The 12638-nt window shown below is 42.7% G+C and carries 9 protein-coding genes; 5 read left to right on the top strand and 4 right to left on the bottom strand.

Annotated features, from left to right (window positions below; all coding sequences use genetic code 11):
- Nucleotides 1-83: 83 nt before the first annotated feature.
- Genes ttrA through ttrB form a run of 3 tightly spaced genes read right to left on the bottom strand, consistent with a single transcriptional unit; the run spans nucleotide 84 to nucleotide 4922 of the window.
- Nucleotides 84-3164 carry a tetrathionate reductase subunit TtrA gene (ttrA, locus tag MNY66_RS05720; protein ID WP_241501659.1) on the bottom strand — a complete coding sequence of 1027 codons (3081 nt, stop codon included), beginning with the start codon at nucleotides 3162-3164 and terminating at the stop codon, nucleotides 84-86.
- Nucleotides 3157-4185: a tetrathionate reductase subunit TtrC gene (ttrC, locus tag MNY66_RS05715; RefSeq protein WP_047256808.1), complete on the bottom strand. Its 1029-nt coding sequence runs from the start codon at nucleotides 4183-4185 to the stop codon at nucleotides 3157-3159. The genes ttrA and ttrC overlap by 8 nt, the downstream gene beginning before the upstream one ends.
- Complete coding sequence (ttrB, locus tag MNY66_RS05710; RefSeq protein ID WP_047256807.1) at nucleotides 4185-4922, bottom strand: tetrathionate reductase subunit TtrB; 738 nt, start codon at nucleotides 4920-4922, stop codon at nucleotides 4185-4187. Before ttrB ends, ttrC begins: the two co-directional genes overlap by 1 nt.
- 353 nt (nucleotides 4923-5275) lie before the next feature.
- Between ttrB and ttrS the strand changes: the two genes are divergently transcribed.
- The 5 genes from ttrS to MNY66_RS05685 all read left to right on the top strand — a co-directional run bounded on the left by ttrS (nucleotide 5276) and on the right by MNY66_RS05685 (nucleotide 12063).
- Nucleotides 5276-7048, top strand: coding sequence for a tetrathionate respiration histidine kinase TtrS (ttrS, locus tag MNY66_RS05705; RefSeq protein WP_241501658.1), 1773 nt, complete (start codon nucleotides 5276-5278; stop codon nucleotides 7046-7048).
- Nucleotides 7049-7141: 93 nt separating this feature from the next.
- Complete coding sequence (gene ttrR, locus MNY66_RS05700) at nucleotides 7142-7729, top strand: tetrathionate respiration response regulator TtrR (protein ID WP_047256805.1); 588 nt, start codon at nucleotides 7142-7144, stop codon at nucleotides 7727-7729.
- A 94-nt stretch (nucleotides 7730-7823) separates the two neighbouring features.
- On the top strand, nucleotides 7824-8768 hold the full coding sequence (locus MNY66_RS05695; protein WP_241501657.1) for a Kdo(2)-lipid IV(A) acyltransferase: 945 nt from the start codon (nucleotides 7824-7826) through the stop codon (nucleotides 8766-8768).
- Nucleotides 8769-8828: 60 nt separating this feature from the next.
- On the top strand, nucleotides 8829-10040 hold the full coding sequence (gene mdtG, locus MNY66_RS05690; protein ID WP_047256803.1) for a multidrug efflux MFS transporter MdtG: 1212 nt from the start codon (nucleotides 8829-8831) through the stop codon (nucleotides 10038-10040).
- Nucleotides 10041-10530: 490 nt separating this feature from the next.
- A complete protein-coding gene (locus tag MNY66_RS05685; RefSeq protein ID WP_047256802.1) occupies nucleotides 10531-12063 on the top strand; it encodes a peptide MFS transporter in 1533 nt (510 codons plus the stop codon).
- Between the two features lie 59 nt (nucleotides 12064-12122).
- Here MNY66_RS05685 and MNY66_RS05680 read toward each other — a convergent pair whose 3' ends face one another.
- Nucleotides 12123-12584, bottom strand: coding sequence for a multidrug/biocide efflux PACE transporter (locus tag MNY66_RS05680; RefSeq protein ID WP_047256801.1), 462 nt, complete (start codon nucleotides 12582-12584; stop codon nucleotides 12123-12125).
- Between the last annotated feature and the right edge of the window lie 54 nt (nucleotides 12585-12638).

Raw genomic sequence — 12638 nt, 5'->3', positions numbered from 1 at the left:
TTCGATCTAAAAAAGAAAAAAGGAGAATTTCTTCTCCTTTCATAATTACAAATTAAATTTTTATATAATGTTAAACACTATATCTAACTAATTAACTCTATTTTTGCCGGTAATCCCTGCCGTACAGAAGCGCCAGAGACCCAATCTAACCAGGTATTAGTCACTTCACGCGTTGGATCAGCAAAACCAAGATCATTTAAATTGATGCCTGAAGCATTCGCTTTGTTCATCGCCATCGCTTGGCCATCCAGATAATGTTGGCTGGCGCCCATTTCTTTGTGCCCATAGCCATGTTCAATCGCTAGCACGCCAGGCATTACTCCATCGAGTAAGCTAATTTGCGCTTCAACCGTTCCTCCCGGAGTTATGATTTTGACCCAATCACCGTGTTTTACTCCCATTTTCTCACCCTCTTTTGGATTTAAAGCCACTAAATTGGTCGGTTTAACATGGCGCAAACGTTCAATCATCGTTGTCGAGCTGCTCATAACATGCGATTTAAATGACATCAATTTGAGCGGCCACTCTTGAGGTAAATAAACCTGATCAATATCGTCGCCATTTGATAAACGAGGAGGATAATAGGTTGGGCAACCACTGTAGCGCTCACCAGTGATGGCATGGCGATTAGCTGCGACTGTTGGATTCCAAATTTGCAGCGATTTTTTCCACTGAGGACCCGTTGCATCGCCATCCCACGCTTTTTCATGCGGAGCAAATCGGCCCCCTCGGCTATAAATATACGCCACACGCAGCTGTTCATCCGGTTTTAAAATCTGAGTTATTGCTGGCATAATGCGGTCAACACCACTGATTAATACTTCTTGCTCAGTTAGTGGTGCGACCGGTTTTTCGCCCAACATAGCCATGTTAGCCGCAATGCGTAAATAGTAGTCTTCTGCGGTATTTAACGGGTATTTATTCCCTTCGGTATCTTCAATCGCATTATCACCAAAGCCCGGTAAATCCAGCTGCTTAGCCACTGCAATACAAAATGATTCCATCGAAACAGGCTGGCCATCTGCCGTTTTTACCGTACGAGATCCCACCACCGGCCAACGGGCAGTACTGGCTTTTACTTGAACCCCCGCCCATGGCGCACTAAACCCCCAACTTTCAAAGTTATGGGTATCAGGAACAATATAATCAGCCAATGCCGTAGTTTCGTTCATGAAGGCATCAATGCCAATAATCAACGGCAAATGCTGGGGATCTTTCAGCTTTTCTTCCATGACCTGACGAATACCCGCAATACCATATAGCGGATTAGTCATATTAGTGATCCACGCCTTCAATGGGTACGGATACCCAGCTAAAGCAGAACCCAGTTGTTCGGTCAATTGACCTTTAGCGAAAGGATACCATGGTGCTTTAGCCGGATAAGGCGATTGCCCTGCGGCGACTCGCGTCTGATATTCGTCTGATTTTTCATACACTTCATTACTGCGTGAAAGCACCATACCTTTTGGTTTTATTTTGCCCGCAAAACTGTCCATTTTATAACATGGGCCATCGGTCGCACCATTGAATTTACCGCCACCAACAGACACGCCGCCTTTAAGATTTAAGTTACCAATCAATGCGTTAAGCATTACTACTGACCATGCGGTATAAAAGCCGTTGCCGCCCATCATACCGCCATGAGAGATAACTGCGGCTTTACGCTGATAAGAGGTTAGTGCTTTACCTAATGATTCAATAGTGGTGACAGGTACCTGACAACGCTGGCTATATTGCTCTAGTGTCATACGTTGTGCTGATTCTTTTAAGCATTGGAAGCTGGATTTCACGGTAACTTCACTGCCATCGTGCAATCTAATATTACGCGTGACAAACAAAGCGGCTTGCTCAACCTGATCAGCCGGTTTTAACTCGCCATTAAGGGTTTCGACTAACCATGCGTTTTCATCATCGCCTTCACCGCTAAGATGCGAAGCTAATAATAATTGCCCTGCTAAGGGGTGTTGATCATCGGTTATGACTAAATGAGTCGCGTTAGTCCAACTTTTTTCACCGACCGCGTGCATTGATTTTTCACTTGGCACCGATAAATAACTGGCGTTATAGCGTTCATTTTCAATGATCCAACGGATCATACCCATCACTAATGCCGCATCAGTTCCCGGCTGGACCGGTACCCAGTGCCCATGATCATTGGCTAAAGTAGTGGTCAATGGCAGTGCTGGCGCCACTACCACATAATTAAATGAATCGCGCAAACGTGCATTGGCTAATTGGCGCCCCTGTCGCTTAAACGGATTACCGGATTGCGCTGGAGAGGTTCCTAAAAATAGTGCGAAACGGACATGATCCCAATCTGGTTTAACGTGGGCATTTTTATCCAAATCATTCATCAATGCCCCTGAGCCGGCACGATAGGCTAATCCGCAATATGATCCATGCGCGCCAAAGTTTTTACTGCCAAAACTATTTTGAGCAAAGCGACGAATAAAAGTATCACGACCATCATCACCGGCATTGGTAACTAACAACTGATTAGCTTTAGGTCCCAATTTGGGCTGATTAGGGTCAATCGGCGTATTGAGGTCACGAATTGCACGTAAGCCATCAATATGGCCTTCACCGAATAAGTTTCCGCCTTCAACCACTTCAGTGATCAACTGTTCAAAACTAATCCGTTGCCACTTACCTTCGCCACGTTTACCGACCCGTTTCATCGGCTCAAGAATACGTTGCGGGCTAGTTAGCCCTTCCATTAACGTTGCCCCACGCGCACAAGCGGTTGAGCGACTTTCTAGTCCACTTTCACCGGACATTTTATTAAATGCGGTTTCCAATGGCATGTTATAAGCAAAATGCTGATCTTGAGATAATGGATGATACGGATTGCCGGCTATTCGAATAACATCGTTGGTTTCACGATCAATACGCGCTCGGATACCACATTGCGTCCAGCAGCCAAAACATTGTGTCATGGCAACCACTTGCTGTGGATTGGGTTGCCATCCGCTAATGCCCGTAGCCTTCCCTTCTGGGATCAACGAGTTACCATTAATTCTGTCCAGTGTGACTTTACCCGATGTTCCATTGACTAAGCCATCAACCGCGCGTTTTGCGACATCGCGATAACTCACGCCGAAGGCGGCCAATCCCCCGAGAACTAATCCGCCTTTCAGCCATTGACGTCTTGTAGTTTTAGCCATGTTGCACTCTCCTAACACACCAGCGAATACCTTCACGAAAAATAATAATTAACGCTATCCATAGACAGAACGTACCGATAAGCCCCTGTAAACCATCGGTTCCTAACGGGAACACATAGGGATTATAGAGGATGTTATTTTTAGGTACGGCTTGGACTTCCATTAAGAAGACCCAACGTAATGACCAGGTTAATGCCATAGAAACCAAGGCTAATACGGTGATATAAACCACTGAGCGGGTTTTGCTCATATTGCTAATCGACATAATTAATGCCATCAGCCACAGTGCGCACATCCCGATTAACATCCACCAGCCTGGGCTAGCAAATTGCAGCTGCTCACGAATAGCAATACCGGAGATCGTATCGCCCGCTATCCATAAAGCAAAACTGACTGCCAGTAATAGCAAGGTCACAGTTTGCCAACGCGCTAATAAGTTCTGATATTGAGGCTCACGGCGAGCGCCTAAGCTAATCAGTGCTGGGAGCGCTTGCATCGCACTAAGGAACATTAATACTGGTACCCACCAACTAAACCAAATCGGCCTAGCGCGAATAACTGAGGCTTCACGCCCGGTATACAGTAATAAACCGATAGCTGATAATGCCGCCAATAATGCTATCCATCGTGTGGCTTTAAATTCTTTATGCCACACCTGTTTTACCACCAGTGCCACGAAATACAGGCCGAGAAAGGTGGTAAACATCGGCAGTAACACCGAACCCCATGCCATCCATGACCATGGCGTCGGATACGCATAAAAATGCCAAACACGTGCGGTTTGATGCAAGTCAGCGGTCAAGGCTAAAGGGGCAGTTATCCCCATCGTGATAGCAATAAAAACCGCTATCATTTCTAAGCGCTGATTCTGTGATTGTCCCATCCAATGCTGCCAACAGGCATACAACACTGCACACGCAGAAATGCCAATAAAGAAGAAATATTGCACCGCCCACGGTAGCCAAAAGAACTCCTGCGGCTGTGCCATAATTTCAGCGATGGTTGTGACTTGTGAGTTCATCAAAATACCTCCTGCCATAACTCGGGCTGGCCTTTGCCCACCAGTGGCTGTACAAATGCATCATCTAATCCGAGATAGAAAACCTGCGGTAATGTGCCCTGTTCAGGTTTTAATACTTTAATTTCAGACTCATGCTGTTTTAGCATTTGGCGTAATGTACTGTTTGGATCTTTTAAATCGCCGATAATTCGCGCGCCACCAACACAAGATTCAACACACGCAGGTAACAATCCAACTTCTAATCGGTGAGCGCAAAAAGTACATTTATCAGCGGTTTGCGTAGAATGGTTAATAAATCGTGCATCGTATGGGCAAGCTTGAACGCAATAAGCGCAACCAACACAGCGCTCATTGTCGATCACCACAATGCCATCTTCACGCTGGAAAGTAGCTTGTACAGGGCAAACAGGAACACAAGGTGGGTTATCACAATGGTTGCACAAGCGCGGTAATAATACGTTAGTGATCCCCTGTTGACCGTTCACTGATACTTGATATTGATTCACCGATGTTCTGAATTGCCCTTGCGGGGATTGGTTTTCCACCGAACAACTCACCGTACATGACTGACAACCGACACATCGACGCAAATCAATTAACATGCCGTAACGTCGGTCTGGGGAACCTTCTCGTCGAGTTGGGGAGAAATTAATCCCCGCCTCTGCAATCGGAACTAATGATGCTCCTGCGGTTAATGCGCCGAGCTGTTGTAGAAATTTACGTTTACTCAGATCCATATTTGGCTCCAGTATTACACTGCTAATACAAAATATTTAATTAAGAATTTGATGGTTAAGGCCATCTTCTGCGGCCTTTCGATCACTCATATACTGATACGGTCGATAACGCTGTTATTTTCATTTTTGTTTAAATTCGGTATGTTATCGTTACTCCGTTCCCCGATGAGCTCAGGTTGTATTAACTGCACCAGAGGCCGAATGGGAATAGCTTCATTGTATGAAACCGATACTTGCTCTCCCTATTGTGGTTTACCACATACCCGAACTAGACTTGATCTAAAACAAGTAATAACTCAAATATGATGAAAATAAATATCAACAAATCGCATCGATGGTCGGTAATTTTACTTATGTTATGCAGCTTTTCTCTGCATGCCGCAGAATGGACGATCGGCGTGCTGGCATTACGCGGTTCGGTATTAACACAAAATTACTGGCAACAATTAGTCGACACACTTAATAAAGATATTCCCACAGAACATTTTCGTTTAGTGCCACTCAATTTAGATGAAATGCGTCAAGCCGTTGAAAGTCAGCAAGTGAATTTTTTATTAACTAATCCCGCACAATTTATTCAATTGGATAGCCGCTATAATCTGCGCTGGCTGTTATCATTGCGTTCGCCACGGGAACCCAATAACCAAACACGTAATGTGTTAGGCAGCCTGATTTTGGTGCGCAATGATGACAGTGTGAACTCACTAGATGATTTAATTGGTAAAAATGTTGGAGCTATTTCTCCAGATGCTTTTGGCGGTTATTTGTTGGGGTATAAAGTCATTCGTGATAATGGCTATGATCCGAATAAAGACTTTAGAATGCAGTTTTTAGGCTTTCCGGCGGATGCTTTGATTTATGCTTTAAGGGACAAAACATTATCTGCAGCGATTGTGCCCAGTTGCCTATTAGAAAATATGCAAAAAGAAGGGTTAATTAATCCACAGTTGTTTCGCCCATTGATCCAACATCCGGCCTCATCTTCTTGTCTTACTAGCACCGAGCTTTATCCTAATTGGTCTTTCGCCGCGCTAAATAATGTGCCCGATAATTTGGTAGATAAAGTGACCCGTATATTATTATCTTCTGACAATGATGGCTTACTCTGGGGAGCGCCCTCTTCAGTTAGCCAAGTTGAAGCCCTGCTGCGCTCGGTGAATCAACATCCTCAACAACGTCAATTTTGGCGTGATATCGTCAGTTGGATTGTGCAATATCAACTGGCTATTAGCGGTATTGCGCTGATTTTTATTCTCTTAGGCATTAATCATATTTGGATTGCCTTTCTGGTGCGGCGTAAAAGTCGCCAATTAGAACAGGCTCATAATCAATTACGTCAGCAAGAAGCCGATTTAGAAAAGGCTCAGCGCCTGAGTATTCTGGGCGAAATGGCATCGGGTTTTGCTCATGAACTCAATCAACCACTATCGGCAATCCGCAATTATGCCCAAGGTAGTGTTATCCGCCTGAAACAAGAATCCGAGCAACATCCACTGATCCCAGCCTTAGAAAAGATAGATACTCAAGCACAACGCGGAGCAGATATCATACGAAATCTGCGCTCATGGGTGGGTAAAACACATCAAGATCAGCCAATAAATTATAGCTATCAACCGATTATCCAAACCGTTCTTCATCTCTGGCGGCTGCTGCGTATTGAACAGTATTATCCTAAAGCACAACTATTTTTACCCACAGGTGACGATATCGAATTACATCTACCAGATACACTGCTAGAACAATTATTATCCAACTTAATTAATAACAGCTTGCAGGCAGGCGCTGAAAAATTACGCCTTGAATTACATCCGGGTCCCAATCACTTTTTATTGATTTTACAAGATGATGCAGGCGGTATGAGCGATCAACAATTACACCGTGGCATCATACCTTTTTCGACCACTAAACAAGATGGCTTAGGCTTGGGATTAGTTATTTGTCAGCGGTTAATTCGTAGCCAAGGTGGTGATATTCGACTAGAAAATCAATTATTTGAAGACTCGACTGATAACATTGTTGATAATAATGCCGCAGAAGAACAAACCGCAAATAAACACCTAATGGGATTAAGAATGACGTTAATTTTCCCGCAAGATTGCGTTCATCAAAAAAATAATCCGCTATAAAAGATAGGCGTATTTTTACGCCGTTCTCTACCACGGAATTATTTGATATAACTGATATAATACATAATTATTTTGCTCTAAGGGCCAAACCAGATGCCAATCATTCACTTAGTTGATGATGACCCGGATGTCACTGATGCCTGCCAATTCCTACTCGAAACACTCGGTTACGAAAGCCAAGTTTGGAATAACAGTAAAAATTTTATCGAAAATGTAGATCTATTAACTGAAGGCATAGTGTTGTTAGATATGAGAATGCCAGAAATCGATGGCCGTCAGGTCTACAAAAAATTGCTAGATGCTCACAGTACTTTAGCGGTCATTTTTTTATCCGCGCATGGTGATATCCCGATGGCGGTCGAACAAATGAAATTTGGCGCCATTGATTTTCTGCAAAAACCTATTGATAGCCAATCGCTGATCAACGCGCTTGCACATGCAGAAATAGCCACTCGTAAAGCTACTCAGAAATATATAAATATGCAGCGTTATCATAACCTAACGCCACGGGAAAAGAATATTTGTGCCTATGTCATCCAAGGAATGCTTAACCGTGAAATTGCCGATGTAGCTTGTGTTTCGGTACGTACTGTGGAAGTTCACCGCTCTCGCGTGATGGAGAAAATGGCGGTGAAAAATATTGCTGAGTTGGTAAATATCATGCAATCGGTTAATATTTAAAATTATTAGTTTGTTATAATTGATGGTTTTGCTATAAAAAAATGTGTTACTGATGACTATCAGGCGCATATACAGTAAATAGATTCGGAAACAGATGACTAAGACTCCCACTTTTCAAGCCCGTTTTTTGCATCCTCGCTACTGGTTATTATTACTGGGTATTGGGCTGCTTTATATTCTAACGCTTTTGCCTTATCCAATAATCTATTGGATGGGAACACGCCTTGGGCGCCTTTCGCGCCATCTGTTAAAATCTCGCGTTAACATCGCTGATAGAAATTTAGCGCTGTGTTTCCCTAATATGAGCCTCAGCGAACGCCAAAAATTAATTCAACAGAATTTTGAATCGGTAGGAATGGGTATTTTTGAAACCGGAATGGCTTGGTTTTGGCCCGATTGGCGTATTCAACGCTGGTTTACCATTAAAGGCCGTGAAAATATTCAGCAAGCACAACAAACTGGCCGAGGCATTTTAGTCATTGGGGTGCATTTTCTGACCTTAGAACTCGGAGCACGGATTTTTGGTATTTTAAATCCCGGAATCGGTGTCTATCGCCCTAATGATAACCCATTACTCGACTGGCTACAGGCGTGGGGACGCGTGCGATCGAATAAGAGCGTTATCGATAGAAAGGATGTCAAAGGCATGGTGCGTAATCTGAAACAAGGGGAAATCCTGTGGTATGCCCCTGATCATGACTATGGTCCTAAAAACAGTGTATTTGCGCCTTTCTTTGCTGTCGATAAAGCAGCTACAACCGTGGGAACTTCGATATTACTGCGTTTAGCCAATCCGCTGATCATTCCCTTTACCCCGCGCCGTTTATCTCATGCCCAAGGGTATGAATTAATCATTCAACCGGCGGTGGAAGATTTTCCAATGAAAGATGAAGTCACTGCGGCGGCATTGATAAATCAAGTGATAGAAAAAGAAATTATGCAAGCGCCTGATCAATATATGTGGTTACATCGCCGTTTTAAAACTCGCCCCCCCGGTGAACCTTCTTTATATGGTAAGCTCGATAAATTACACGATTAACCGGCTGATAGTTATTCAAAAACCAATAAATATCGGCCATTAACATGTAGCATGAGGTCTATGGTCAGAATATCGCAAAATACCTATTGGAAACGCAATTTATATGTTGTCTGGTTTGGTTGCTTCCTTACAGGCGCAGCTTTCAGTCTGATCATGCCTTTCTTACCGCTCTACGTTGAAGAACTCGGCATAACCGATCCCGGCTCGCTCAGCTTATGGACCGGGGCGGTATTCAGTATTACTTTCTTATTCTCCGCTATCGCTGCTCCATTCTGGGGGAAACTCTCTGACCGTAAAGGGAGAAAATTGATGCTATTACGTTCCGCCCTCGGTATGGGGATAGTGATGGTATTGATTGGTTTTGCGCAAGATATTTGGCAGTTACTTATTTTGCGTGCTTTGCTAGGGTTACTTGGCGGTTTTGTTCCCAATGCCAATGCATTGATTGCTACACAAGTTCCGGTGAAAAAGAGTGGCTGGGCATTAGGCATTTTGTCGACTGGGGCGGTTAGTGGTGCATTAATTGGCCCTTTAATTGGCGGTATATTAGCTGACCATTATGGCCTAAGACCGGCCTTTTTTATTACAGCTACCGTATTATTTATCTGTTTTTTAGTCACTCTTTTTTATGTTAAAGAAAACTTCACCCCAGTTTCGCGTAAAGATGCACTTAGTAATCAGCAAGTTTTTGCTTCATTAAAAAACAAACGTCTAGTCATCAGCTTATTTTTCACCACTATGATTATTCAAGCGGCCATGGGGTCAATCAATCCTATATTAACTCTATATGTCCGCGACCTCTCCGGATCTATCGAAAATCTAGCCTTTATCAGCGGTGTTGTCGCCTCTATTCCCGGCGTTGCCGCCTTAATCAGTGCCCCTAGGCTCGGTAAACTCAGTGACCGAATAGGTCCGGACAAAGTACTACTCGCGGTATTAGGTGCCTCAATTTTTGTCTTATTCCCGATGGGATTAGTCAGCAATTACTGGGAATTAGGCGCACTACGCTTCTTACTCGGGGCATTGAATGCCGCCTTATTACCAGCGGTACAAACACTCATTATTTATAATATTTCTCATCAAGTTACCGGACGGATTTTCAGTTATAACCAAGCATTACGCGATATAGGTAATGTCACCGGCCCATTGATGGGATCACTGGTCGCAGCAACTTATGGATTTAGAGCTGTATTTTTCTTCAGTGCCCTATTAGTATTAATTAATCTAATTTATTCTTGGTATTCAATAAAATACCAAACAAAAAACATATAATTACCACGAAAAATTTACGTTATGTTGATAAATATATCTGTCAATTTATCTCAATTTAATCCAAATCGACTAACTAGCTTATATAATTAATATTCTCAAGCTAAAAAAATCAACTAACTTATTGTTTTATTAAAAAATTATATTCCAATCTCTTTCATATAATATTTACTCTTTCTGTCAATAATAAAATGTGTTATTACAGGTAATACATGTTTAAAAATGAGAGTTCCCTCGAACTTTCATCTAAAAAACACATAAAAGCCTAGAAATATGTTCTCTATCGCGGCACTTTTATAATAATGTGTGTTGCATAAATGTATACATATATGGATATCTGTATACATAAAATTAACGTTCTTTATAAGGATATTTAGTAGCAACGTTATTTTATAACCTAAGTAACCCAAGCTGCGGTTCATTACGCACATTGGTGTTCTCTGGGTATATTGCCAGCTACAACCTCATTGAGGTTATTGACGAGAGTATTCAGATGGAAAATTCAGTAACGAAAACCAAAACTTTTTTTGGTCATCCTTATCCACTCAGCTCATTATTTCTCACCGAAATGTGGGAACGTTTTTCTTTTTATGGTGTTCGTCCATTATTAATCCTATTTATGAGCGCCGCGCTATTGCAGGGCGGGATGGATCTCCCAATTGAACAAGCCTCCGCTATCGTCGGTATATTTGCCGGTGGCGTGTATATTACCTCTCTCCCCGGAGGATGGTTAGCCGATAACTGGCTCGGCCAACGCCGTGCCGTATGGTATGGCTCATTAATTATTGCTTGTGGTCACTTATCGATTGCATTATCGGCATTCTGGTCCGATACCTTCTTTTTCATTGGATTATTACTGATAGTACTCGGCACCGGCTTATTCAAAACCTGTATTACTGTCATGGTCGGCACCCTGTATAAAAAAGAAGATACCCGCCGTGATGGCGGTTTCTCACTATTTTATATGGGTATTAATATGGGCTCATTTATTGCCCCATTAATTATTGGCCCACTGCATGAAAAATATGGCTGGCATTTAGGCTTCGGATTGGGCGGGATAGGCATGTTAATTGCCTTACTAATTTTCCGTTTTTATGCTGTGCCACAAATGCGTCGTTATGATAAACAAATAGGCTTAGATTCCAGTTGGGATCATCCCACCGTGCAACGTAAAAATGTAGGTCAGTGGGTAACCCTAGCCATGGCGGCATTAGCTGTACTGGTCGTGCTGATTAGCCGCGGCATAATTCCATTTAATCCATCGATTATCGCTAAAAGTTCGGCTTACATTATTTCTATCTGTGTCGGATTGTATTTCTTGTTTATGTTCTTTTTAGGTGGGCTAACATCCAGCGAACGCTCTCGATTGTTGGTATGTTTCATTTTATTAATTGCAGCAGCTTTCTTTTGGTCGGCATTTGAACAAAAACCGACTTCTTTTAATATTTTCGCTCGTGACTATACCGACCGCCAGTTAGGAAGCTTTGAAATCCCGACTATCTGGTTCCAGTCAATAAATGCACTATTTATTATTATTTTCGCACCGATTTTCAGCTGGTTGTGGCCTTCGCTGGCGAAACGTAGCATGAATCCAAGCAGTATCAGCAAATTTATTATTGGGATCTTATTTGCAGCGGGCGGTTTTGCCATCATGATGTTTGCTGCCAATCAAGTCCTTGCGACCCAAAGCGGCGTGTCTCCCGGCTGGTTAGTGTTCAGTATTTTACTGCTCACCATGGGGGAACTCTGCCTCAGTCCTATCGGGTTAGCCACGATGACCTTATTGGCGCCACAAAAAATGCGCGGGCAAGTGATGGGACTATGGTTCTGTGCCAGTGCATTGGGTAACCTAGCCGCAGGGATTATGGGTGGGAATATCAATAAAGAACAATTAGGCTCGATGCCAGAACTGTTCTCTCATGTTTCTATCGCGTTAGTTATCTGTGCCGCTGTATTGGCTTTACTAATTATACCCGTACGAAACATGCTTAAAAATGCAGATCAAAAAGAACTCACACCTCAATAATTAGCCACTAAATATACAGCGAGGCACGTATTTTAACCCGTGCCTCGTTATTTTAAATCTTACTTATTTCGCATCTCAGTCACCACAGCTGTTGCTCTAGCCGCAAACCAACGTTCACGTAATTTGTCATACACCAGATTATAAATATAGGTATAAAATAAGAAAAATGTAAAGAAACCAATCTCTAGCATGAAGGCATCAAATAATGTCATATTAAGCAATAGTGCAATAACCGGAATACCGATAATCACAAAACTTAATTCAAACCCTATTGCATGAATGACTCGTATCACGGTCGAGCGAGGTCCTTTGGATAACGGCCAAAAATAATCAAAAATCATGTTATAAACTACATTTAATATCATGGCGATAGTTGATAAAATAACCGCCACACTCCCCATCTCAAGCATCGAACGGCCTAACATGAGTGCGCTTATCGGCGCAGTAATCGCTATCGCAATAACTTCAAAACATACCGCATGAAGGATACGCTCTTGCAAAGACTTTTTATTAATACTCATTTAGTACCTCAAAAATTATTCTCAATTTTGTATAAAATAAGTCCTGCTTTTCAA

Origin of the sequence: Moellerella wisconsensis (assembly GCF_022592395.1) — a bacterium.
Classification (GTDB): domain Bacteria; phylum Pseudomonadota; class Gammaproteobacteria; order Enterobacterales; family Enterobacteriaceae; genus Moellerella; species Moellerella wisconsensis.
The sequence above is the reverse complement of the archived record's forward strand: the minus strand, read 5'-3'. Positions and strand labels throughout refer to the sequence as shown.

Coding starts and splice junctions, on each gene's coding strand:
- ttrS (WP_241501658.1), top strand. CDS start 5,276: ATGTTATGCAGCTTTTCTCTGCATGCCGCAGAATGGACGATCGGCGTG.
- ttrB (WP_047256807.1), bottom strand. CDS start 4,922: ATGGATCTGAGTAAACGTAAATTTCTACAACAGCTCGGCGCATTAACC.
- ttrR (WP_047256805.1), top strand. CDS start 7,142: ATGCCAATCATTCACTTAGTTGATGATGACCCGGATGTCACTGATGCC.
- MNY66_RS05680 (WP_047256801.1), bottom strand. CDS start 12,584: ATGAGTATTAATAAAAAGTCTTTGCAAGAGCGTATCCTTCATGCGGTA.
- MNY66_RS05695 (WP_241501657.1), top strand. CDS start 7,824: ATGACTAAGACTCCCACTTTTCAAGCCCGTTTTTTGCATCCTCGCTAC.
- ttrC (WP_047256808.1), bottom strand. CDS start 4,185: ATGAACTCACAAGTCACAACCATCGCTGAAATTATGGCACAGCCGCAG.
- MNY66_RS05685 (WP_047256802.1), top strand. CDS start 10,531: ATGGAAAATTCAGTAACGAAAACCAAAACTTTTTTTGGTCATCCTTAT.
- ttrA (WP_241501659.1), bottom strand. CDS start 3,164: ATGGCTAAAACTACAAGACGTCAATGGCTGAAAGGCGGATTAGTTCTC.
- mdtG (WP_047256803.1), top strand. CDS start 8,829: ATGGTCAGAATATCGCAAAATACCTATTGGAAACGCAATTTATATGTT.